Origin of the sequence: Mesorhizobium sp. B1-1-6, from assembly GCF_006443035.1 — a bacterium.
GTDB lineage: Bacteria > Pseudomonadota > Alphaproteobacteria > Rhizobiales > Rhizobiaceae > Mesorhizobium.
Genome location: NZ_VFWR01000017.1, coordinates 35560 through 59655, shown reverse-complemented (window position 1 = coordinate 59655; position 24096 = coordinate 35560). Strand labels below are relative to the sequence as shown.

Here is a 24096-nt window from a genome sequence, read left to right as displayed (position 1 = left end):
CCGCCAATCTCGGCCATTTACCGAGTTACGGGTTCACGGCCTAAGACTCCAGCATGTCCTTGACGATCGTTGCCAACTGCTTGAGCGAAAACGGTTTCGGCAGGAATCCGAAATGCGCGTCCGCCGGCAGGTTCCTGGCGAATGCATCCTCGGCATAGCCGGACACGAAGACGAACTTGATGTCCGGCTGGCGCTTGCGCAGTTCGCCGAGCAGCGTCGGCCCGTCCATCTCCGGCATCACCACATCCGAAACCACGATGTCGACCTTGCCGCCGAGCGCTTCGAACACTTCCAGCGCCTCGACTCCGGAGGACGCCTCGTGCACGGTATAGCCGCGCGAGGTCAGTGCCCGCATGCCGCCCATGCGCACCGCATCCTCGTCCTCGACCAGCAGCACCGTGGCCGACCCGGACAAATCCTTGCCTGTCTCTGCCGACTTGGCAGGCACCGCTGCCGGTGCTTCCCCGGGTTCGCCTGCCTTCTTTGCCTCGGCGATGTGGCGCGGCAGGAAGATGCGGAAGACCGAACCCTTGCCGACCTCGGAATCGCAGAAGATAAAGCCGCCGGTCTGTTTGATGATGCCGTAGACCATGGACAGGCCAAGGCCGGTGCCCTTGCCGACCTCCTTGGTGGTGAAGAACGGTTCGAATATCTTCTTCAGCACGTCGGGCGCGATGCCGCTGCCGGTGTCCTCGACCTCGGCCACCACATAGTCCGCCGGAGTGAGTTCCCGGTAGGGAAAGGTCTTGCACTCCTCGGCGGTCACATTGCGGGTGCGCACCGTGAGGTCGCCGCCCGCCGGCATTGCATCGCGCGCGTTGACCGCCAGGTTGACCACCACCTGCTCGAACTGGCCGATATCGACCTTGACCGGCCAAAGATCGCGACCGTGGTCGATCTTCAGCTTGATGTCGTTGCCGACCAGACGGGCGAGCAACATCCTGAGATCGGCGAGCACGTCGGTAAGGTTCAGCACTTCCGGCCGCAGCGTCTGCTTGCGCGAAAAGGCCAGCAACTGCCGCACCAGCGAGGCTGCCCGGTTGGCATTCTGCTTGATGTTCATGATGTCGGGGAAGGATGGGTCCGACGGCCGATGATTGGTCAGAAGCAGGTCCGACGCCATGATGATGGCGGTCAGCACATTGTTGAAGTCGTGTGCGATGCCGCCGGCAAGCTGGCCGACGGCCTGCATCTTCTGGCTTTGCGCCATCTGCCCTTCGAGCGCCTTCTGCTCCGTCGTCTCGACGGCGTAGACGATGGCCGACTCCTCGGCCCCCTCGCCGCCTGTGCCGTCGGCGACCGCATTGACGTAAAAACGGATGTGGCGCTCCTCATTGCCGGGCAGGAGCGTGTCGATCGGCTCGATATCGGCCTGCCGCTGCCGTGCCTTTTCGAAGGCCGCGGCAAAGGCCGGGCGGTCACGTTCGTGGATGACCGTGTCGAGCCGCATGCGGCGGTCGACGGCGTCCCGGTCGACGACCGATGAAAACAGCGAAAGGAATGGCGCATTGGTGCGCAGGATGCGCCCGCTGGCGTCGACGCCGGCGATCGCCATCGGCGTCGAGTTGAAGAAGCGGGTGAACCGCACTTCCGAAGCGCGCAGGTCCGCCGAGGCGTCCTCGCCTTGCGTGCGGTTGAGCACGATCGTGCGCGTCGGACCGTTGAGGCCTTCGCGGCTGGCTGAAACGCGATGCATGAAGCGCACCGGCAGCGCCTCGCCCGTCATTGTCGTGAGGTCGAGATCGATGACCGCGTTGCGCGTCGTACCGGGGTCGGCCTTGACCGAGCGCACCAGCGCCATGCCGTCGCCGGCGACGATCTCCGGCAGGGAGACGGCGCCGGGCGTGAAGCTGGCAAGGTCGATGCCCAGCCATTCGGCGAGCGTGGCGTTGATATAGGTGACGCGGCCTTCCTGGTCGGCGGAAAAGAAGCCGGCGGGCGCGTGGTCGAGATGATCGATCGCCTTCTGCAGGTCCAGGAAGAAACGCTCCTGCTCGGCGCGTTCCTGCGAAATGTCGGCAAGTTGCCAGGCGAGCATCGGCGGCCGCTGGCCCGGCACGCTGAAAGCGCGGGCGCGGGCGCGATACCAGCGCGCGCCTGGCTCAGCGCCAGGCTTGATCGACTGCGCGAGCCGGAACTCGCCGTCGCCCGGCTGGCCGTCACGCAGGCCGGAGGCCAGTCGGTAGATGGTGACCGAAGCTTCCGGAACATCCGAAAGCAGCCCTTCGACCGTCTTCAGGTCGGCCGCGGAAGAGGCTCCGGTCATGTCGGCATAGGCGCGGTTGGCATAGACCACGCGGCCCTTGGTGTCCGTGACCAGAAGACCCTGCGACATCGAATCGACGAATGCCTTCGACAGTTCGTCGCCCGTCGAGCGCGGAGTGATCTGCACGAAGCCGATCGCCGTGGCGAACAGGAAGCCGACGCCGATCATCGCCAGCACGCCGAGCATGCCCAGCAGGAAAGGGTCGCCGAGCCGCTCGCGAAACAGGCCGAAAACGATCGCGGCCCCCGTCAGGACGGCAATGAAGATGACGAGCCGGGTAACGGCGCCCGGCCGCGTGTTCTGATCGACGATCGGTACCGGATAGAAATCGCCGCGCGTTTCCTTGGCCATGTGCCCCCTGCTCTTGAAGTCCGGTGTTCCGATACTCGCCGCAATGTGTGCCGACGCCCGCCCCTGTCGGGTTGAATCATATTCTCCTGGTCCCGAAAAGGCCCGGGCGGCAAATGTCAGATAAAAATGACGTCGGCCAGCCCTCCAGTGTTTCAAGCTGTTCATGAAGCGTGAAAGGCAACTTGCGGTAGCCCGCCGCAACGGTCTAGTGTCGCGTCACTTCCAAACCGATCAGGGGGAACCAATGCTGCAATGGCTGGATAGCGTAGCGGGCCCCGGCTATGTAGCGGCACTGCTGTGGACCTTCGCGGCGCTGGTCCTGCTGGTCATCGTCCTCATCATCGTCAAACTCGTTCGCAACCTGACCTTCGGCACCTTTGTCGCGGGCGGCCGGAACCGCAAGACGCGGCTTGCGGTCATGGACGCCACCGCCGTCGACAGCCATCGCCGCCTGGTGCTGGTGCGCCGCGACGACATCGAGCATCTGCTTTTGATCGGCGGCCCGACCGATGTCGTCGTCGAGCGTGACATCCGCCTTTCTGCGCCACGCCGTCCCGCGCTGACCGGAGATGGCGGTTCGCAGCAGCCTGTCGCGGTGGCAAAGCCGCGTCCGCCTCAGCCCACCCCGGCGCCGGCGAGACAGGCACCTGCTCCGCAGCCGGTGAGCGCAGCGCCCGCCCGCCAGCGCGCTCCGGAGCCGGTGCCGAAGCCGGCGGCGCAGGGTTATCAGCCGACCAATGTCACGCCGCTGCCTTCCTACGGCTCCGCAAACGTCAATGCCGTCCGGCATGCCCCGCCGCCGGCTTCACCACCGCCGGGGCAGGAAAGCATCGATGAAACGCTGATGAAGGAACTCGAGGTTTCGCTCGACCAGCCCCGCTCGAGCAGTCCGGCGACCAAGCCGGTGGCAAAAACACCGCCGTCGCTCGACGATGAGATGACCAGGCTTCTGGGCGAACTCTCCAGCCAGAAAAGGTGAGCAGCGCTTGCGCCCGGTCCGAAAAACCGACCGGGGTTATGCGCATCGCCCGGGTTCTGAAAAAAGAAACGGCCGGAAAACCGGCCATTTCGAGAGCGATATCGCTGAAATCTTCTTGAATGCAGACCGCAGGCTAATCGTCGCGATAGACCTTCTCGCGGCGCTCGTGGCGCTCTTGCGCTTCGATCGACAAGGTTGCGATCGGGCGGGCATCCAGCCGCTTCAGCGCGATCGGTTCGCCGGTCTCCTCGCAATAGCCGTAAGTGCCTTCCTCGATGCGCTGCAAGGCCGAATCGATCTTTGCGATGAGTTTCCGCTGGCGGTCGCGCGCCCTGAGTTCGATGGCGCGGTCGGTTTCCGAAGAGGCGCGGTCGGCTAGATCGGGATGATTGGCGTTTTCCTGCTGTAGGATTTCGAGGGTTTCGCGCGCTTCGCGCAATATGTCGTTCTTCCAGGTGACGAGCTTTGAGCGGAAGTAGGATTTCTGCCGCTCGTTCATGAACGGCTCGTCTTCGGAGGGTACGTAATCGGCGGTAACGGCATCGTTCATTCGACTCACCCAAACAGCCCCAAATTTGGCGCCTATATATTCGCGGTCAAACGCCTGCACAAGCGCAATCGATTACCGATTCACGCAATTGTTAATCTGCCTCGATGAGCGCGATTGAGGTGATTCGGGCTGGTCTTAGGTACCGGATCCTTCGAACTGGCAGCCGCCGGCTGATGATTCGTCATGTCCGAAAAACGACTGCCATTGTGCGCCACGCCGTTCTTATGGCTAATCACAGCAAGGTTCGGGCTGTTGGCACGGTGGAGGTTGGGTGAGCAGGCTTTATCTGTTGAGGCACGCCAAAGCCGGATGGGCGCTGCCCGGCATGCGTGATTTCGATCGCCCGCTCGATGCGTCCGGCCGCGCTGATGCGGAGGCGATGGGCATCGCCATGCGGTCGCGCTCCTATGTGCCCGATCTGACGCTTTGCTCCACAGCCCGGCGCGCGAAGGAGACGCTGGAAGGCGTGGCCGGTCGGGCCGACACCGGCCGGGTTCTGTTCGTCGACGCGCTCTACAGCGAGGACGCGGCCGCGTACCTCAGCCTCATCCGGGACAATGGTGGGGTGGGTTCGATGCTGCTCGTCGGCCACAATCCGATGACGGAGGATCTCGCCATGGCGGTGTCCGGCGATGGCGAGGAAAGCGCCCGCGCCATGCTCAATCATGGTTTCCCGACCTCGGGCCTGGCGGTCGTGCGCTTCAGCGGCGATCTTGCCGGGGCCGCCCAGGGTGCCGGCTATCTCGAGGCATTCCTGACGCCGGCTGACCTCTGACGCCATTTCAAACCAGCACGGCAACGCCTATATCGGACCTGTCGCAGCATCGAGAGACAATTTTGGCGTCATCGCTGACCACTTTCACCGACGAGGCGAGAATTGCGCTCGACACGCTTTCGGGCCGCGCCAGCGGGCTATTTTCGCCGTCGCTGCGGCTGGGCGTCACGGGTCTTTCCAGGGCGGGCAAGACGGTTTTCATCTCGGCGCTGGTCCACAACCTTATTCACGGCGGGCGCCTGCCGCTGTTCGAGGCGCAGAAATCCGGGCGCATCGCGCGCGCTTTCCTCGAAGAGCAGCCCGACGACGCGGTGCCCCGATTCCAGTACGAGGACCATATCGCCGCCTTGGTGAACGACCGCGTCTGGCCCGATTCGACACGCGCCATCTCCGAATTGCGGCTGACCATCGAATATGAATCGGCCTCCGGCTGGAACAGGATGTTTTCCTCCGGAAAACTGTCGGTCGACATCGTCGACTATCCCGGCGAATGGCTGCTCGACCTGCCGCTGCTCGGAAAATCCTTCGCCGATTTTTCGCGCGAAGCCCTTGAAATGGCTGCGTTGCCGGTGCGCGAGGACCTGTCGCGGGCCTGGCGGGCGCTATCGGCCGAGATCGACCCGAACGCCGATGCCGAGGAGATGACGGCGCGCCGCCTGGCCGAGGATTTCGCCGCCTATCTCAAAGCCTGCAAGCTCGACGAGCGGGCGCTTTCGACTTTGCCGCCGGGCCGTTTCCTGATGCCTGGCGATCTCGAAGGCTCGCCCGCATTGACCTTCGCTCCTCTGGCCAGCCTGGGCGACAAGCGCCCGCGCAGCGGCTCGCTGCACGCGATGATGGAAAGGCGCTACGAGGCCTACAAGACCCATGTCGTCAAACCCTTCTTCCGCGAACACATCACCCGGCTCGACCGCCAGATCGTGCTGATCGACGCCATGCAGGCGCTGAACGCCGGCCCCGGAGCCATGGCCGACCTGGAGCGCGCGGTGACCGAGATCCTCGCCTGTTTCCGTCCTGGACGCGGCAGCTTCCTCACCGATCTTTTCTCGCGGCGCATCGATCGTATCCTGATCGCCGCCACCAAGGCCGACCACCTGCATCACGACAGCCATGACCGCTTGCAGGCGATCGTGCGGCGGCTGGCAGACCGCGCCGTGGCGCGGGCGAATTTCACCGGCGCCGGCGTCGACGTCGTCGCCATGGCGGCGGTGCGCGCAACACGGGAAGGCACCGTCAAACAGGGCCGCGAGACATTGCCGGTCATCATCGGCACACCGCTCGCGGGCGAGACAATCAATGGCGACACCTTTGACGGGAAAGCTGAAACGGCCATATTTCCCGGTGATTTACCGGAGAAAATTGATGCTGTCTTCGAAGCTCCCGGGGGAGCGCGCAGGCAGGACAATACCGACCCGGCGATCCGCTTCGTGCGTTTTCGCCCGCCAAAACTCGAGCGCACGGCCGAGGGCGTCATGCTGTCACTGCCGCATATCCGGCTCGACCGTGCCTTGCAGTTCCTGATCGGAGACCATCTGGCATGACCGCGCCCCGCAAGCCGGCGGCATTCCGCATCGAACCGGAGGCCACATCGCAGCAGGACGCGGCGCAGGCGCGCCGTGCCCAGGCCGGGGCGCCGGAGGCGCGCCGTGTCCAGACCGACACACAGCGCAAGCCCCGCGCGGTGAAGAGCGATGTCGCGCTGGTCATCCCGTCGGAGATCGACGTGTTCGACGAGCCGGACATCGTCGCTGCCGAACCGCCGCCGGCGGTCGCTCGCAGGAAACGTTCATTGCTTGGCTCCATCTTCTTCGGCGCGTTCGGGGTGCTGGTTTCGCTGGCCATCGGCCTGTGGACCGATCAGCTCATTCGCGATCTGTTCGCGCGCGCCGAGTGGCTGGGTTGGCTGGCCGCCGGCATGGCTGCCGTCGCCGTGCTGGCGCTGGTGGTGATCCTGATTCGCGAGTTCCTGGCGATCGCCCGGCTTGCCGAGGTCGAAAAGCTGCAGAAACGTGCGCTCGATGCGATTGCACGCGACGATCCCAAGGCGGCGCGATTGGTGGTCGACGAGCTGTCGGCCTTCGTCGCGGCCAAACCCGAAACGGCTGCGGGCAGGCGCGCGCTGGCCGATCTGCGCGACGAGATCATCGATGGCGCCAATCTGGTGCGTCTCGCTGAGGCGGAGATCCTTGGCCCTCTCGACGCCAGGGCCAAGATCATGATCCTGGAAGCCGCCAAACGCGTGTCGCTGGTGACGGCCGTCAGTCCGCGTGCGCTCGTCGACGTAGCCTATGTCGTGTTCGAGGCCGGGCGCCTCATCCGGCGCCTTTCGGAACTCTATGGCGGGCGGCCGGGAACACTGGGTTTCTTTCGCCTGGCGCGCAGCGTGCTGGCGCATCTGGCGGTCACCGGTTCGATCGCCGTCGGCGACAGTTTCGTCCAGCAGATCGTCGGCCACGGCCTGGCTGCGCGCCTCTCCGCCAAGCTCGGCGAAGGCGTCGTCAACGGCATGATGACGGCGCGCATCGGCATCGCCGCGATGGAGACGGCGCGCCCCCTGCCCTTCAGTGCGGCAAAACGGCCGGGACTGGGTGATTTCCTCTCCGCGCTGACATCGTTCGCAAGCAGGAAGGAAAGCGAGAACACCCCGCCTGGCAAGTGAACGACGACCTTGGCAGTGACGAAGCATTAACCAATCTTGTTCATGGTCGCACTGGTTCCAAAACAGCCTCTTTGTTGCCGGGTGTCGTCGATGAAAAGCGTAATTCTGTCCAGCCTGTTGCCCCTGGCGGTTGCGATCACCACTGTCGCCGGCATTGCCGCACAGGCGTCCGCGGCGGAGCCGGACAAGCAGTTCTTCCGGTCCGCCGAAGGCAAGTGGGTGGGCCCGGGCGAGATCGTCGCCGGCAAATACAAGGGCACGAAGTTCAATTGCAGCTTCACCGGCTCGACGCCCGACGGCAAGATGGGCATGACGCTCGACGGCGGCTGCCGTGTGGGCATGTTCACCCAGCCGATGTCGGCCAAGATCGAGCGCAAGGGGCGCGATTACAAGGGCTCCTTCATGGGCGGCGCGGCCGGTGCCGGCCTCGATATCATCGGCGGCAATGTGGTCGATGCCCGCAAGGTGGTGTTCACCATCAACCGCAACCAGCTGCGCGGCGTCATGCAGGCACGCATCCCCGACGACAATTCGATGACGGTGACGGTTGCAGTGCGCGTCGCGGACCAGCTGGTGCCGGTGATCGGCATGAGCCTGAAGCGGGTCGACGCGATCGAAGTCGGCTCCATCGCGCCGAACTGAGCGCGTATCAACCGCCTGTAACCAAACACAAAAAGAGACGGCGGCCCATCGCCACGCCTCCTTTTGAAGACGTCGATAGGAACGATCAGCCCTTGATCGCCGCCGTCACCTCATCATAGGCCTTGCAGGCGTCGGCCAGGGTCGTGGTGCCCTGATATTTGGTCGTCACCTCTTGCACCTTGGCCGTCAGATCGGCCGCCTTGGACGGATCCTTGGTAACCGCCTCCTGCAGCGCGGCGGCCATGTCCTGCGCCTTCTTGGTGGCGACCTCGGCCGTGCACTCAGGCGCCTTGGAGCAAGCCGAGCCGGCGAGCACCGCCAGGCCGACGGCAACGAGCAAAAACTTCTTCATGTCAGTCATCTCCTCAAAAAGGGCGCGGCTTGATCGCCACACCCTCCACTGGCCGAAGCCGGGCGTGCTTAACCTCCGATTGCAGCCAGACGCAACGCGGCCTCGCGCTCAACTTGTGTAACGTGCCTGCAACATTGCCCGCCGCAGGATTCGGGCTGTTACATGCCCGCCGAAGCCCCTATCCTTGGGGCGCTGGCGCCTGATCCGAGGCGTCTTGACCCGACCGCACAGGCTGCGGTCCTCAAACGAGCGGAATGGCGGGAATGGCGGCAGAGGCAGCGGGCAGCGAGCTTGTTCAGGTGGTGGCGCTGCTCGCCGCGGGTGTTGTCGCCGTTCCGATCTTCAAACGTATGGGCCTGGGTTCGATTCTCGGCTATCTGGCCGCGGGCGTGGTGATCGGCCCGTTCGGCATCGGTGTGTTTTCCGAATCGGGAGCCATCCTCCACGTCGCCGAGCTCGGCGTCGTGATGTTCCTGTTCATTATCGGGCTGGAGATGCAGCCGTCGCGGCTCTGGGGCTTGCGCCGCGAGATCTTCGGCCTGGGCGCGCTTCAGGTCGGGGTCTGCGCGGTCTTGCTGACCAGTGTGGGAATAGCCGGAGGCTTTTCCATCGCGCAATCCTTCGTCGCCGGAGCCGGCTTCGTGCTGACCTCGACGGCGATCGTCATGCAGCTTCTGGAAGAGCGCGGCGAAATCGCCTCGCCCAAGGGCCAGCGCATCGTCTCCATCCTGCTGCTGGAGGATCTGGCGATCGTGCCGCTGCTGGCCCTGATCGCGTTCCTGGCGCCAGGCGGCACCGACACCAGCCTGTCGGAGCGGCTGGCCGAGGTCGGTATCGGCCTTGCCGCGATCATCGGCCTAGTGCTGGCCGGACGTTTTCTGCTCAACCCTTTCTTCCGTATCCTGGCGGATGCCCGCGCCCGCGAGGTGATGACGGCGGCTGCCCTTCTGGTCGTTCTCGGATCCGCCCTTGCCATGCAGCTCAGCGGCCTGTCGATGGCGATGGGCGCGTTCCTGGCCGGCGTGCTGCTATCCGAATCGACCTTTCGCCACCAGCTCGAAGCCGACATCGAACCGTTTCGCGGCATCCTGCTCGGCCTGTTCTTTCTCGCCGTGGGTATGTCGCTCGACCTGCATGTGGTGGTTCAGAACTGGCGGCTGATCGCCGTCTATGTCGTTGCCTACATGGTCATGAAGGCGCTCGGCATCTACATCGTCGCCCGCATCCTGAAGTCGGGCCATCGCGAGGCGCTGGAACGCGCCGTTTTCATGGCGCAAGGCGGCGAATTCGCCTTCGTCCTCTATTCGGCTGCCGCTTCCGTCGGCATCATCGACGGCCAGGCCAACGCGACGCTGACGGCCATCGTCATCATCTCCATGGTGCTGACGCCGCTGGCGATCGTCGCGTTGCGGTATCTGACGCCGCGCGACGAGCTGTCGCTGGATGGCGTCGACGTCGCCGAAGGGCTGACCGGCAGCGTGCTGATCATCGGATTCGGTCGCTTCGGCCAGATCGCCAGCCAGCCATTGCTGCTGCGCGGCATCGACGTGTCGATCATCGACAACGATGTCGAGATGATCCAGGCAGCGGCCGATTTCGGCTTCAAGGTCTATTACGGCGACGGCACGCGGCTGGACATCCTGCACGCCGCCGGCGCCGGGCGCGCACGCGCCGTGCTCATCTGCGTCGACAAACCCGATGCCGCCGTACGCATCGCCGAGCTCGTCAAAGCCGAGTTTCCCTTGCTCACCGTGCTGGCGCGCGCCTTCGACCGAGGCACCGCGCTACAGCTCATCCGCACAGGCGTCGACTATCAGCTGCGTGAAACATTCGAATCGGCGCTGGTTTTTGGCGGTTCGACGCTGGAGGCCCTGGGCGTCGACCCGGAAGACGTCGCCGAGGTGGTCGAAGACGTCCGCCGCCGCGACACCGCCCGCTTCGAGACGCAACTCGCCGAAGGCATCCGCTCCGGACAGCGCTTCCTGAAGGGCAATATCGGCACGCCGATCCCGACGCCGCTCTCCACGCCGCGCCGCCCCGGCCAGGCGCTCAACGAGGAAACGGCCGGCGTTCTGCACAAGTCCGAGCCGGCGGATTGATAGGAGAAAGCATGGATTTGGACAGCGGAGCCCTGTCGGTCACCAGATTCTGGCGTGATGCCGGAGCGGACGCATGGTTCGAGAAAAGCGATGTTTTCGACGGCGATTTCCGCAACCGCTTTCTTGAGCTGCATTACGCGGCCGCACGGCGCGAATGCGACGGCTGGTCGGAGCATGCCGAAGGCTCGCTGGCGTTGATGATCCTGCTCGATCAGTTTCCGCGCAACTGCTTTCGCGGCACCGGCCACATGTACGCCACGGACCCGCTGGCGAAGCATTTCGCCCAAAAAGCTGTAACGGCCGGCCAGGACCTGGTGCTCGAACCGGAATTGCGGGTGTTCCTGTATCTGCCGTTCGAACATTCGGAATTGCTCGCCGACCAGGAACGGTCGGTCGAGCTCACCGCGGCCAACGCGCCGGACTACCTCAAATACGCCGAAGAACACCTCGACATCATCCGGCGCTTCGGCCGTTTTCCGCACCGCAACAAGATGCTCGGCCGGGAAACCACGCCGGAGGAAAAAACCTTTCTGGACGATGGCGGGTTCTCAGGCTGACGCTGGTCTATCCAGCCACCAGTCGCGGCCCGACGGCAGGCGTTCGATACCGGCCGCATCGACGGCGACCAGCCGCTCCGAGACGCTTCGTCCGCTTACGGCAAGATCGGGCGCGATCTCGGCCAGAGGCGCCAGCACGAAGGCACGTTCAAGCATGCGCGGATGCGGCACTTCCAGGCCGGTTTCGTGGATGACGCGGTCGCCGAAAACCAGGATGTCGATATCGATCAGGCGCGGCCCCCAGCGCTCCTCGCGCACGCGTTTCAGCTTGCGCTCGGCATCGAGGCACAGGTCGAGCAATGCCCGCGGCGAGAGCCGGGTCGAGAGTTCGGCGGCGGCATTCAGGAAGTCGGGCTGGTCGAGCTTGCCCCAGGGCGGCGTGCGGTAGAGCGAGGACACCGCGGCTACGCGAGTGGCGGCATCGGCGTCGAGCAGGCGCAGCGCCGCCGCCATCGAACTCGCCGGATCGCCGAGATTGCCGCCAAGGCTGAGATAGACGGTGTTACTGCGGCGAGACAACGGTCACCTCGACGTAATCGAGCACGCCGGGCACCGGCGCATTCGGCTTGCGGACCGTGATTTCGGCTTTCCTGATCTGCGGGAAGCGTTCCGTCAGGGCTTTTGCGACTTCCAGGGCCAGCGCCTCGATCAGGAAGCGCCTGTGTCCGGTGATGATCTCCTCGATCACCGTGAAGGCAACGCCGTAGTTGACGGTTTCCCCGATGGCATCGTCGACCAGCGCGCGCCCGGGCTCCACGGTGAGCGAGGCGTCGACATAGAAGCGCTGGCCGAGCGCCTCCTCCTCGTCCAGCACCCCGTGCCGGGCAAAGAAGGCGCAATTCTTCAGGCGGATGACATACATGGTTCAGCGTTCCGAAACTGCGGTTTCGCGCGCCAGCATAGCATCCGCCACGGCCAGCGCGTCCACGTTGATTGCGACATCGTGGACGCGAAACAGGTCGGCGCCCTTCAATCTCAGTATGACGCTCGTCGCCGCAGTCCCAGCCCCTCTTTCGGCGGCATCGCGGCCCGTGACGGTGCCGATGAAGCGTTTTCGCGAGGTTCCGGCCATCAGCGGAAATCCGAGGGCGTTGAGCTCGGAAAACCGCGCCATCAGGTCGAGGTTATCCTCGGCCGTCTCTTTGGCGAAGCCGAAGCCGGCATCGAGAACGATATGATCGTCGGCGATGCCGTGTCGGCGGGCGATTTCCAGTGATTTTTCGAGGAACGCGAACTGGTCGGCGATGACGTCGGGCAGTTTCCGGCGATCCCGCCCGGTATGCATGATGATGAGCCCCGCGCCGGTTTCGGCTGCGATACGCGCAATGTCCGGCTCGCGCTGCAAGCCCCAGACGTCGTTGACGATATGCGCCCCGGCCGCGACGGCAAGCCGCGCGGTCTCGGCGCGATAGGTGTCGACCGAAATCAGCACCTCGCCGGAACCCGCCAGCGCCTCGATCACCGGCAGGATGCGCGCCTGCTCCTCGCCTGCCGTGATCGCGGACGCGCCCGGCCTGGTCGATTCACCGCCGACATCGACGACCAGGGCGCCTTCGCCCAGCATGCGGCGCGCTTGGACCAGCGCGGTTTCGGCGGCATCGAACAGACCGCCGTCGGAAAAACTGTCGGGCGTGACATTGAGAATGCCGACCACCACGGCCTTGTCGCCAAGGTCGAGATGACGCCCGTGCGCCAACTGCCATCGCCTCGCCGTCATTGCTCATCAACCATGGGGCTCATCAACCGTGTGGCTCATCAACCGTGGGGCTCATCAACCATGTGTGATCCGCACCAGATCAATTCCGTTGCGCCGGCAATGGCCGTAAAGCAAGGTAGGACGAGAGGCAACCTGATGAAACGAACCCTGCTTTGCGCATTGCTGCTTGCCGCCACCGCCGTTCCGGCGGGCGCGGCCAATCTCGTCAAGACATATAGCTACTTCGCCGTCGGCGGCAGGACGCTAGAAGACATCGAGGCACAGCTTTCCAAACGTGGTCCGCAGGTGAAGAGCACGGGCTCGCGGCATCCCGGCGCCACACAGATGGCCTTCACCACGCGCATCAGCTATGCCGGGCAGTCCGGCTCCTGCCGGATCGCCGACGCCGCCGTGACCGTCAAGGTCAAGGTTATCCTTCCCGAATGGAGCCGCCCACGCAAGGCCGACGCGGATGTGCGGCTGTTCTGGGACACGCTGTCGGCCGACATCAAGCGCCATGAGGAACGCCATGTCGAGATCGCCAAGAATCACGCCCGCGAACTGGAAGACGCGCTGAAAGCCGCTTACCCGCAGAAGGACTGCGATGCGGCGAAGGCCAAGGCCGCCCAGATCACCGCCGCCATTCTCGCCAGACACGACCGTGCCCAGGTGCAGTTCGATCGCGTCGAAAGCGTCAATTTCGAAAGCCGCATCCTGCGGCTCCTGCGCTATCGCGTCGAGCGCATCGGCAACGGCCGGTTGCCGCCGACGTGAACGTCCTGATGTATGTCGCCTAAGGGGCGGCGGTGCGAGCCAACCGGGCCGAAGCGTAGTGCCAGCTTCGAAAAATTTCCGGGCAACGGTCGAAATCGGCCTATACGGGACGACATATCAGGGGTTGGCAAGGGCACGACCTTTCAAACACGAGCATCACGACCGATCGCGCCGCGGATGCAACCCGGCTAGCCCAGCCGACGCACCGGACGGCGCGCGCAAGCATATGGACGAAAGATTATGGACCAGGCTGTCGACAATCAGGCCGTGGCGGCCGCGAGCGCGCCGCTGACGGAAAGCGAAAAGAACGCCATTATCGGCGGCGTTCTCCTGTCGATGCTGCTGGCAGCACTTGACCAGACCATTGTGGCACCGGCCATGCCGACCATCGCGCGAGCGCTCGGCCACGCCGAGTACCTGCCCTGGATCGTGACCGGATATCTCCTGACCGCAACCGCCATGGCGCCGCTCTACGGCAAGATCTCCGACGTCTACGGCCGCCGGCCGACCGTCTATGGCGCGATCCTCATCTTCCTCGCCGGCTCGCTGGTCAGTGCGATGGCGCCCAACATGTTCGTGCTGGTGATCGGCCGCGCGATCCAGGGCGCCGGCGGCGGCGGGCTTTTCGCCCTGGCGCAGACCGTCATCGGCGACCTTGTGCCGCCACGCGAGCGGGCACGCTATGCGGCCTGGATCTCGGGCACATGGGCAGTCGCCAGCATCGCCGGGCCGTTGCTCGGCGGCACGTTCGCTGAACATCTCCATTGGTCGCTGATCTTCTGGATCAACATTCCGCTCGGCATCCTGGCCATGGCCATCATCAACAAGCCGCTGCGCAAGCTGCCGGTCGCGGCAAGACGGCATCGCATCGACGGGCTCGGCGCGCTGCTTCTCGTCACCGCCACGGCCCTGCTGCTTCTGGCGCTGAACTGGGGTGGCAGCGAATACCCCTGGCTATCGACGGAGATCCTCGGGCTCGTCGCCAGTTCCTTGGTCCTGTGGGGCGCCTTTGCGCTGCGGCTGCTGCGCGCAACCGAGCCGCTGATTTCGCTCGAGGTACTGAGCAACCCGATCGTCCTTGCCGGCACGCTCTCCATGTTCCTTCTGCAGGCGGCCAATATCGGCCTGTCTGTCTACTTGCCGGTCTATCTCCAGTCGGTCATCGGCCTGTCGGCAAGCGAATCCGGCACCGCCCTCCTGGGGCTGATGCTTGGCACGGTGGCCGGCGCGACATTCAGCGGGCGCACCATTCCGCGTTTCGTCCATTACAAGCGGATCGCCATCTTCGGATTGGCCTTCGCCGTTCTATGCCTCGGCACCCTCAGCCTGGTGGCGGGGCACGCCTCGCTGCTGGTTGTCGAGATCCTGACGACATGCGTCGGGCTCGGCAGCGGAACCACCTTTCCGGTGGCCACGGTGTCTGTCCAGAACGCAGTCGACCCCAGGCACCTTGGCGTCGCCACCGGCGTTCTGACGTTCCTGCGCTCGCTGGGCAGTGCGCTCGGCGTTGCTATCCTCGGTGCGGTCGCCCTGGGCAACGGGCTGCCGCTGGCGGGCGAAGGCGCGCAGGCGACCGGCGCCGGTGCCGAAGCTGCCGCCTTCGGGCTGATCTTCGTCGCCGCCGTGGTGATGTTGATCATGGCGCTGCTGACGCTAAGCCTGATGCCCGAAAAACCGCTGCGCGGCCATCCCGAGGCCCCCGTGCTGGCGGACTGAAGCGATACGCGTCAGGAAGCCTCCGCCACACCGAGCTTCTTCTGCAGGCTGGTCGACGAGGTCGTGTATTGGAAGACGATGCGTTCGCCCGGGCTGACGATGCGCTTGGCGGCCTGGGCCATCAGCGCGACCTCGTGAAAGCCCGACAGGATGAGCTTCAGCTTGCCGGGATACCAATTGATGTCGCCGACCGCGAAGATGCCCGGGACCGACGTCTGGAACTTCTCGGTGTCGACCGGAATCAGGTTCTCGTGAAGGTTGATCCCCCATTCCGCGATCGGTCCGAGCTTCATGGTCAGACCGAAGAAGGGCAGCATCCGCGTGCAAGGAATTTCGATGTCGCCCTCCGGCCCCCTGATCAGGGCGGACGACAGTTGGCCGGCGGCGCCGGTCAAGCCGGTCACTTGCCCGACCTGGAAATCCAGCTGCTTCATCTCCTGCATGGCGTACATCTTGTTGACGCTGTCGGGCGCGGCGCGGAACTCCGGGCGCCGGTGGACCAGGGTCACGCTTTTTGCCACCGGCTGCAAATTGAGCGTCCAGTCCAGCGCCGAATCGCCGCCGCCAACGATAACGAGGTCGTGGCCGCGAAAGTCTTCCATCCGGCGCACCGAATAGAAGACGCTCCTGCCCTCATAGGGTTCGATGCCCGGGATGGGCGGGCGTTTCGGCTGGAAGGAGCCGCCGCCGGCGGCGATCACCACCACCTTGGCCTCGAACACCTCGTTCTCGTCGGTGGTGACGCGAAAGCCGCCGTCCTCCAACCTCTCCAGGCTGGAGACCATGCGATTGTAGGTGAAATCAGGCTTGAACGGCGCGATCTGCTCGAGCAGCTTGTCGACCAGGCCTTGCGCCGAGATCGACGGCCAGCCGGGAATGTCATAGATCGGCTTTTCCGGATAGAGTTCCGCGCATTGGCCGCCGGGCCGGTCGAGGATGTCGATCAGGTGGCACTTCATGTCGAACAGGCCGAGCTCGAACACGGCGAACAGGCCGACCGGCCCTGCCCCGACAATGAGTACGTCTGTCCTGGTGATGCCGGTCATGGTGCGCGCCTCGCTGCTGGATTGGCGTGAGACTGCATGACCTCCGGCTTGCTGCCAAGCGGCAGCCGCAAAAATCAGAGCTGCGAACTCGGGGGTGCAAGGGATGGACGACTGCCAGTCCGGCTGCCCCGCCACCTTTTCATGGCAGGGCAGCTTCTCATGATAGGAATTTTTTCTTGACTGGGTGCCCGCAACTATGGTAGATATTTAGCTATGGTGCTGAGTTGCGCCAGAGGCCCGCCGCACAGGCGGATTTCCATTAAGGCGCTATCAACAGCCGGCCCTAAGGAAACCCCCTGCCCGGATTCATTGCCTCGGGCAAAATCGGCTTTTAGCCTTGGCGCTCGGGCACCCGAACCACCAGTCCGTCGAGCGCGTCGCGCACCTTGATCTGGCACGATAGCCGTGAATTCGGCTGGACGTCGTAGGCGAAGTCCAGCATATCCTCTTCCATTGCCTCCGGCTCGCCGACTTCCGCCGTCCAGGCCTCGTCGACATAGACGTGGCAGGTTGCACAGGCGCAGGCGCCGCCGCACTCCGCTTCGATACCCGGCACGGCATTGCGGATGGCGTTTTCCATGACCGTCGAGCCGTTCTCGGCATCCACGTCGAAATGTGTGCCGTCATGGGCAATGAAGGTCAGTTTGGTCATTTGTCACCTGAGGGAGTTTCCGCCGAGATAATCACTCGGGCACACAAGTCAACTGCGGCGAGAAAGCGCCGCTCGGTGACGTTTTTCCGCAAACGGGTCTAGCGGTTGATGGCGGCGATGAAATCGCGCACTTCGTCGATCAGTTTGCCGAGCCGCGTAAGCGTCTGGCTGTCTTCCGGCTGCCGTTCTATCTCGGTGGCGCAATCGGCAATGGCAAAGGCCCCGACACCACGCGCCGAACCCTTCAGGCCGTGCGCCAGGAGCAGCCGGTCCTTGATGTCCGCATCGACTATCCTGTCGCGCACCGACAGCGCCTGTTGTACAAAGAGCGCCAGCACCTCCTGTTCGAGGCCGCGGTCGCCCATCGTCTGCCGCGCAAGGTGTGCCAAATCGACCGGTCGGGACCGCCTCGTTCCCGATACATCGCCCCCGGGCATTGAGAAGGCAATGCCGCTTTCGCCACGCATGAACTCGAACTCCGCTTCTTCGGCCGCCTGAAAAACTAGGCGAATCCAATGGACAACGGGTTAATGGATGGCCGGAAAAAATGTTGCGAAAGCGGCGCCGGAATCACGCTTCCGTTAACCTTATATTTAAAGTTTTACGTATCCCGCGGAATGCATGTTTTCTTTACCCCCCTGTGTCATTACGATACGAGGGGTCCATTTTCAGCCTCCTGCGCGTGGGTGCGACAACCAAAATCATAAGCCCGCGGCAGCTAGTACAGGGTAGCGAAGGCATGGCGAAGAAAACAACGACGACCAGATCTCTGGACAACGATGTGGCCAGGGAACTCGAGAAGGCACTCGATCTCGACCTCAGCGGCGACACCGGCAGCGGCGACCTCGATATCGCGGCCTCGATGGAAGATCTGGAAGCGCAGATATCCCAGGCCGCCGACGAATTGGCGCGCGAGGGACGCAATCAGACGCAGGCACCCGTCGTCAACCAAGCCCAGGCCGCGAATCCCGCGCCAAAGACCAGACCCGCCGAACTGCGCCCCGTCGAAACACGCAATGGCGGTCAGCCCGCCGGCTTCTCGCCGGCCAATGACGATCGTCAGAAGGATTACAAGACGCTTCTGCACAGCCTCAACCGGCGCGCCTCGAACACGATCTACTGGGTTATCGCCTTCGTTTCGCTGGCCTGGATCGCCGGCGCGGGCGGATTGGCCAACCTCCTCTTCGGGCCGAGCATCTGGAGGATCCGCACGCTCGACCAGTTCTTCGCCCGTCCCGAACTGATCGGCCTTGCTGTCGCGGCCATCGTGCCGGTCATCCTGTTCTGGGCCTTCGCCGCCATGATTCGCCGCGCGCAGGACATGCGCATCGCCGCCCAGTCGATGACGGAAGTGGCCTTCCGCCTCACCGAGCCGGAAAACATGGCCCAGGATCGCGTCATGATGATCGGCCAGGCCGTCCGCCGCGAGGTGGCCGCCATGGGCGAAGGCATCGAACGCACGCTGGCCCGCGCCGTCGAACTGGAAACGCTGGTCCACAGCGAGGTCAACCAGATCGAGCGCTCCTATTCGGAAAACGAAACCCGCATCCGCTCGCTCGTCGACGGGCTCGGCAGCGAGCGCGAGGCGGTCGTCAGCCATGCGGAGCGGGTTCGCGCTTCGATCGCCGGCGCGCACGACACACTCAAGGACGAAATCGGCGCTGCCAGCGACCTCATCCGCGACAGCATTCTCAATGCATCGACCAAACTGTCGATGACCATCACCAATTCCGGCGACACGCTTATCGACCGCATCAACGAAAGTTCGCTGTCGATCTTCGATTCGGTGGAAGGACGGCTCGACACCATAACCGACAAGCTTTCGACTTCCGGCGAGGCTTTCGCCAGCCTGCTCGACACGCGCATCGCCAAGCTGACGGACACGACAGACGGCCTGACCCGGTCGTTGACCGACCTGCTCGACGATCGCACCAACGGCATGGTGTCGCTGCTTGGTGGCGCCGCGCGCACACTCAATTCGGAATTCGAGGCCAGCCTCAACGGCATCGAGCGCACGCTCGCCGAGCGCGGCCAGGCGCTGATCAGCGAGTTCCAGACCCGCGCCGAGGCTCTCGACACCGGCACGCAGAAGCTCAACGCAGCACTCGAAGCCCGTGCCCGGCAGATCAACGAAACGCTGGTCGAACGCGCGCGCGAAATCGCCCACACCTTCGCCGAGAGCAAGGACACGCTGACGGCGATGATCGACCAGGGCAAGACCCAGATCGGCGCCGACATGGCCGATATCGTCACGTCGACCTCGTCCATGCTCGAAGCGCGCGCCAGCGATTTCGCCGGACGCATGGAAGCGGCGCGCCACGTCGTCTCGCGCTCGTTCGATGCCGATATCCAGCGGCTTGCCGATGCCCGCGTGGGCATAGAGGAAGCGGTCGAAAATCACAGCCGCAGCCTTTCCGAGAGCCGCGAGCGCATGGCGGCCGCGATGCAGGCCGATCTGGCCAAGTTCGCCGAGAGCCGTGCCGGCATCGATGCTGCGGTAACCGACCAGGTGCAGAAGCTGGCCGAAGGCCGCAGCCTGATCGCGCGCGCTCTCGAAGAAGATCTGCGCAAGGTCAACGAATCGCGCGCTGCCATCGACGCTTCGCTCGGCAGCCACCTCGAAAGGCTGGAAGAAGGCCGCAACCGGCTCTCCCAGGCTCTCAACGAAGACTCCGGAAAGCTGGTGCAAGCCCGTACAATCATTGACGAAATGGTTGCTGGACATGTTGGCAAGCTGGCCGAGGGCCGCAACATTCTCTCGCGCGCGCTCGAAACCGACCTCGGCAAGCTCGTGGACACGCGCGCCGACATTGATGGCCTTGTCGCCGGTCAGGTCGAGAAGATCGCCGAGGGCCGCGCGGTACTCGCCAAGGCGCTGGAGAACGACATCGCCGGCATCAAGGACCTCATCGAGGCGCATTCGGCCAAACTGGCGGAAGACCGCTCGCAGCTCGGCCGTTCGCTGGAGGACGATCTGTCCAGCATACGCGGGCTGATCGAAGACCATTCGGGCCGCCTGGCGGAGGATCGCAGCCTGCTGTCGCAGACCCTTGAAGCCGACCTTGCCAAGCTCGCCGAGAGCCGCTCGAGCATCGACGGCCTGGTCGCCGGTCAGGTCGAGAAACTGGCCGAAGGCCGCGATATTCTCAGGCGGGCGCTGGAGTCCGACCTCAACGCGATCAAGGGCGTCATATCGAGCCAGTCCGAGAGGCTGGCCGAGGACCGCGGGCAGCTGTCGCGGGTTCTCGAGGCGGACTTGCAGAACGTGAACAGCGTCATTGCCGACCACATGAACAAGCTGGTCCAGGACCGTTCGACCTTGTCGAAAGCGCTTGAGGAGGACCTCGCCAAGCTGGCCGAGAGCCGCTCGAGCATCGACGGGCTGGTGGCCGGCCAGGTCGAGAAGCTGGCCGAAGGCCGCGACATCCTGCGCCGTGCGCTGGAAGCCGATCTCAATACGATCAAGAACACCGTCGCCGACCAGTCCCAGAAACTGGTCGAAGATCGGGGACAATTCGCCCGGGCGCTCGAAGCCGACCTCGAAAACGTCAACACTCTCGTCAACAGCCACTCCGAAAGGCTTGTCCAGGATCGTTCGGCGCTGTCGAAGGCACTCGAAGACGATCTGGAAAACGTCAACGGACTGGTCAATAGCCACTCCGAGCGGCTTGTCCAGGAGCGTTCGGTGCTGTCGAAGGCACTCGAGGACGATCTCGCCAAGCTGGCCGAAAGCCGCTCGAGCATCGACGGCCTTGTCGCCGGCCAGGTCGAGAAGCTGGCCGAAGGCCGCGACATCCTCAAGCGCGCGCTGGAGGCCGATTTGCAGAGGCTGTCGGAGAGCCGTGGCGATCTCGACGGCATCATCGCCGGACATGTCGGCAAGCTGGCCGAAGGCCGCGACGTGCTGAGCCGCGCGCTGGAAGACGATCTCGGCAGGCTCGCCGAGACCCGCAAGGATATCGATCGTTCACTGTCGGGTCACATCGACCAGATCGCGGCCAGGAGCACCGACATCTCCGCTGCGATCGCCGCCGACGTGGACAAGATCGAGCAGGCGTTCAGTCGCCAGACCGGCATCATCGAGGAGCGTGCGGGCACCATGGAGCGTGCGCTGTCGACAGGCGTCGACAATGTGCGCAACGTGCTCGAGAAGAGCGCCGTCTTCGTGGCCGGCGCCTTGCGCGAGAAGGTCCTGGAAGTCACCAGCGTCCTGCATGAGCAGGCGGGCCAGGCCTTCTCCGATGCGGATCGCAAGATCGCCGAGCGCGCCGAGCAGACCTCGGCCGCCCTGCTGGCCCGGGCCGAAGACATCGCCCGCAGCTTCGAGGAGGCGGATCGCCGTCTCCACGCCCGTGCGGAAGACACGTCGAGCGCCTTGCTTGCCCGCGCGGACGATGCGTCCAGTTCCTTGCTGGCGCGAGCCCATGAAACCGCCGATCAGCTTGCCGCCCGTGCAAGCGAAATCGCCGGCACGTTCGACGCGGCCGACCAGAAGCTGGCCGCCCGCGCCCAGGAGACCGCCGACCAGTTGGCGGCTCGGGTGAGCGAGATTGCCGGCACCTTCGACGCGGCCGACCAGAAGCTGGTTGCCCGGGCCGTCGAAACGGCACAGTCGCTGGCCGCGCGCGCCGGCGATATCCTGCGCAATTTCGAAGGCGCCGATCAGCGGCTCGGCATGCGCATCGGCGAATCGGCCGAAGCTCTTGCCGCGCGTGCAGCGGATCTCGGCCGCATCTTCGACGCCGCCGACCAGCACCTGGTCTCGCGCATCGCCGAAGGTTCGGAAGCGCTGTCAGGCCGCGCCTCCGAAATCGCCCGCATCTTCGATGATGCGGACAACCGACTGGTTTCCCGCATCGCCGCCAGCACCTCGACCATCGGCGAACATGCGCAGAGCATCGTTGGCGCCTTCACCAGCACGGAGCAGAGGGTCGCCGACCGTGCGCGCCAGACCGGCCAGGAACTGGCCGCGCATGCCCGTGAAATCGAGCAGGCGCTCGCCGGCGCCGACGAGCGGCTCGCATCGACCGCGGCAACGGCTGCTGCCCGCGTCGAAGAGCAGATCGCCAGCGTCGAGAACCGGCTAGCCCATACCGCCGAGACGATGGGCCAGAAGCTCAACGAGCAGGTGTCGAGCGCCGAAGCGCAACTCGTGTCGCGCGCCAATGTCATCGCGGAGACCTTCACCGCGGTCGGCCAGCATATCGGCCAGAGCACCAACGACGCCGCCAAGACGATCGGCGCCAACACCCGCGAGCTCAACACCATGCTCGCGGCACGGTCGGCGGAGATGTCGAAGATCCTCGACGAGACCGCGCGGCCGCTGGTCGAGCGTTTCGCCCAGGGCGGCTCGGAACTGCAAAAGAGCATGGAAGAGGTCACCGAACGTGCCGCCGAGAAGCTGCGCAGCGAAAACGCAGCCCTCGTCAACGCGCTCGCCAGCCGCACCGCCGAGACCCTTTCGGCGGTCGAAGGTGCCCGCTCGTCGCTATCCGACAGTGTCGCCGACCTGATCGGCCGAATGACCACGTCGAGCGCGCAGCTCGGTCAGCTGATCGAACAGGCCGCGGCCAATCTCGGCCAGGTCGACGAACGCCTGACCGGCAGCACGCAAAGCTTCGCGGCAACCACCGAGAAAGCGGCGCAGACCTTCGCCAGCTCGGCAAGGCTGGTCGATTCGAACACGACAAGGCTGACGGAACTGTCGTCGTCGACCTTGCGCGAGGTCGCGTCGATCGCCACCAAGTTCGATGAACACAGCCGCCTGCTCGCCGGTGCTTCGGACCTCCTGAGCTCGGCCCAGAGCAACCTCGAACACACGCTAGAAAGGCAGTCTTCACTCGAGGATCTCGCTGTCGGCCTGGTCAAGAAGTCGGAGGATCTCGAAAGGGTCATGCGCTCGTTCGAGAATCTGGTCGGCCAGACGCTGCAAAATGCGGAAGGCAGGACGCTGGAATCGGCCGACAAGATCCGCAACGCCATCACCGACGTCGTCGATTCGGCAACCAAGCGTTTCTCCGACGCGACCGAGGAGATGCGCCGCACCGCCGGCGCCATCAAGAGCGAGCTCGACCTCACCCGCGCCGAGCTCAAGAAAGGCGTCATCGAGATGCCGGAAGAGGCCAAGGAATCGACATCGGCCATCCGCCGCGCGGTTTCCGAGCAGATCAACGCCCTGAAGGAGCTTTCGGACATCGTTGCGAAGTCCGGCCGCAGTGGTGGAGAGCCCTTGGAATCGCGCAATCTGCGCCCGGCGCCGCAAGCCCCGGCAGCGTCCCGCGCGGCAGAGCCGCCGCGCCGCGCTCCCGCGCCACAGCCGGAACTTCGCGCGCCGCAGGCGCCGTCGGGCGGCACGGCGCTACGCGGCACGCTTGACCTGGAGCGCCCCGCCGACACGGCGCCGCGCCAGCGTCCCGACGCCGGCGCCCGCACGCAACAGGGCGGCTGGGTGCGCGATCTCCTGAGCGGGGCGTCACGCGAGGACGAAGCCAAGCCGGCAACACCCGCCGACGCGCCGCGCGCCGCCCCTGCCCAGCGCTCGCCGCTTCATGTCGTGGAATCACTGAACTCGCTGTCCGTCGACATCGCACGGGCCATCGATCACGATGCGTCGATCGAACTGTGGAACCGGTACCGGCGCGGCGAGCGTGACGTGTTCACGCGGCGGCTCTATACGCTGAAGGGCCAGCAGACGTTCGACGAGATCCGTCGCAAGTACCAGACGGAGGCAGAGTTCCGCGCCGCCGTCGACCGCTATTGCGATGATTTCGAGAAGCTGCTGAAGGACGTGTCGCGCAACGACCGCGACAACATCATGGCACAGACCTACCTGACATCGGATACAGGCAAGGTCTACACCATGCTGGCCCACGCCAGCGGCCGCCTGCACTAGGCAGCGGCAGACAGCCAATGAAAAAAGGCGGGAGACTTGTCTCCCGCCTTTTTGCTTGGAAGGGTGGACGTCGCATCCGGGACTGGATCT

At 64.6% G+C, this 24096-nt stretch carries 19 protein-coding genes; 10 read left to right on the top strand and 9 right to left on the bottom strand.

Annotated features, from left to right (window positions below; translation table 11 throughout):
* Positions 1-40: 40 nt before the first annotated feature.
* Positions 41-2617: a response regulator gene (locus FJ979_RS27475; RefSeq protein WP_140515292.1), complete on the bottom strand. Its 2577-nt coding sequence runs from the start codon at positions 2615-2617 to the stop codon at positions 41-43.
* Positions 2618-2861: 244 nt separating this feature from the next.
* Between FJ979_RS27475 and FJ979_RS27470 the strand changes: the two genes are divergently transcribed.
* Positions 2862-3596, top strand: a complete 735-nt coding sequence (locus tag FJ979_RS27470) for a flagellar biosynthetic protein FliO (protein WP_181168436.1) — start codon at positions 2862-2864, stop codon at positions 3594-3596.
* A gap of 133 nt (positions 3597-3729) precedes the next feature.
* On the opposite strand, the gene dksA is transcribed toward FJ979_RS27470, so the two are convergent.
* Entirely contained in the window at positions 3730-4146 is a 417-nt protein-coding gene (gene dksA / locus FJ979_RS27465; protein WP_140498888.1) for an RNA polymerase-binding protein DksA, read from the bottom strand.
* A 271-nt stretch (positions 4147-4417) separates the two neighbouring features.
* Here dksA and FJ979_RS27460 point away from each other — a divergent pair, with 271 nt between their 5' ends.
* The 4 genes from FJ979_RS27460 (at position 4418) to FJ979_RS27445 (ending at position 8222) form a co-directional block, all read left to right on the top strand.
* Positions 4418-4921, top strand: coding sequence for a histidine phosphatase family protein (locus tag FJ979_RS27460; protein WP_140498890.1), 504 nt, complete (start codon positions 4418-4420; stop codon positions 4919-4921).
* A 62-nt stretch (positions 4922-4983) separates the two neighbouring features.
* The gene (locus tag FJ979_RS27455; RefSeq protein ID WP_140584349.1) at positions 4984-6462 is read left to right on the top strand and encodes a YcjX family protein; all 1479 of its coding nucleotides are present in this window, start codon (positions 4984-4986) and stop codon (positions 6460-6462) included.
* The gene (locus tag FJ979_RS27450; RefSeq protein WP_140498894.1) at positions 6459-7580 is read left to right on the top strand and encodes a YcjF family protein; all 1122 of its coding nucleotides are present in this window, start codon (positions 6459-6461) and stop codon (positions 7578-7580) included. The genes FJ979_RS27455 and FJ979_RS27450 overlap by 4 nt, the downstream gene beginning before the upstream one ends.
* Positions 7581-7670: 90 nt before the next feature.
* Positions 7671-8222, top strand: a complete 552-nt coding sequence (locus FJ979_RS27445) for a hypothetical protein (protein ID WP_140498896.1) — start codon at positions 7671-7673, stop codon at positions 8220-8222.
* Positions 8223-8307: 85 nt separating this feature from the next.
* On the opposite strand, the gene FJ979_RS27440 is transcribed toward FJ979_RS27445, so the two are convergent.
* Positions 8308-8574 (bottom strand): hypothetical protein, encoded by a 267-nt coding sequence (locus FJ979_RS27440; RefSeq protein ID WP_140547541.1) that lies wholly within the window; start codon positions 8572-8574, stop codon positions 8308-8310.
* Positions 8575-8837: 263 nt separating this feature from the next.
* On the opposite strand from FJ979_RS27440, the gene FJ979_RS27435 reads away from it, so the two are divergent.
* Together FJ979_RS27435 and FJ979_RS27430 are read left to right on the top strand one after the other, a co-directional pair.
* Positions 8838-10673: a monovalent cation:proton antiporter-2 (CPA2) family protein gene (locus FJ979_RS27435; protein WP_140584348.1), complete on the top strand. Its 1836-nt coding sequence runs from the start codon at positions 8838-8840 to the stop codon at positions 10671-10673.
* 11 nt (positions 10674-10684) lie between these two features.
* The gene (locus FJ979_RS27430) at positions 10685-11230 is read left to right on the top strand and encodes a DUF924 family protein (RefSeq protein ID WP_140584347.1); all 546 of its coding nucleotides are present in this window, start codon (positions 10685-10687) and stop codon (positions 11228-11230) included.
* Here the strand turns inward: FJ979_RS27430 and folK are convergent.
* The 3 genes from folK to folP are packed head-to-tail and all read right to left on the bottom strand — an operon-like array spanning position 11222 to position 12947.
* Positions 11222-11749, bottom strand: a complete 528-nt coding sequence (gene folK / locus FJ979_RS27425) for a 2-amino-4-hydroxy-6-hydroxymethyldihydropteridine diphosphokinase (RefSeq protein ID WP_140584346.1) — start codon at positions 11747-11749, stop codon at positions 11222-11224. The two genes, FJ979_RS27430 and folK, sit on opposite strands and share 9 nt — an antisense overlap.
* Positions 11733-12092 (bottom strand): dihydroneopterin aldolase, encoded by a 360-nt coding sequence (folB, locus tag FJ979_RS27420; RefSeq protein WP_140584345.1) that lies wholly within the window; start codon positions 12090-12092, stop codon positions 11733-11735. The genes folK and folB overlap by 17 nt, the downstream gene beginning before the upstream one ends.
* 3 nt (positions 12093-12095) lie before the next feature.
* Positions 12096-12947, bottom strand: a complete 852-nt coding sequence (gene folP, locus FJ979_RS27415; protein WP_140560911.1) for a dihydropteroate synthase — start codon at positions 12945-12947, stop codon at positions 12096-12098.
* A gap of 135 nt (positions 12948-13082) precedes the next feature.
* Here folP and FJ979_RS27410 point away from each other — a divergent pair, with 135 nt between their 5' ends.
* Entirely contained in the window at positions 13083-13700 is a 618-nt protein-coding gene (locus tag FJ979_RS27410; protein ID WP_181165355.1) for a DUF922 domain-containing protein, read from the top strand.
* 240 nt (positions 13701-13940) lie between these two features.
* Positions 13941-15416, top strand: coding sequence for an MDR family MFS transporter (locus tag FJ979_RS27405; RefSeq protein WP_140584343.1), 1476 nt, complete (start codon positions 13941-13943; stop codon positions 15414-15416).
* Positions 15417-15427: 11 nt separating this feature from the next.
* Here FJ979_RS27405 and FJ979_RS27400 read toward each other — a convergent pair whose 3' ends face one another.
* The 3 genes from FJ979_RS27400 to FJ979_RS27390 form a co-directional block, all read right to left on the bottom strand.
* Complete coding sequence (locus tag FJ979_RS27400; protein ID WP_140584342.1) at positions 15428-16462, bottom strand: NAD(P)/FAD-dependent oxidoreductase; 1035 nt, start codon at positions 16460-16462, stop codon at positions 15428-15430.
* Between the two features lie 331 nt (positions 16463-16793).
* Positions 16794-17114, bottom strand: coding sequence for a 2Fe-2S iron-sulfur cluster-binding protein (locus FJ979_RS27395; RefSeq protein ID WP_137931040.1), 321 nt, complete (start codon positions 17112-17114; stop codon positions 16794-16796).
* 98 nt (positions 17115-17212) lie between these two features.
* Positions 17213-17581, bottom strand: a complete 369-nt coding sequence (locus FJ979_RS27390; protein ID WP_140525377.1) for an Hpt domain-containing protein — start codon at positions 17579-17581, stop codon at positions 17213-17215.
* A gap of 272 nt (positions 17582-17853) precedes the next feature.
* Between FJ979_RS27390 and FJ979_RS27385 the strand changes: the two genes are divergently transcribed.
* Positions 17854-24006 (top strand): kinesin, encoded by a 6153-nt coding sequence (locus FJ979_RS27385; protein WP_140584341.1) that lies wholly within the window; start codon positions 17854-17856, stop codon positions 24004-24006.
* The last annotated feature ends 90 nt before the right edge of the window (positions 24007-24096 follow it).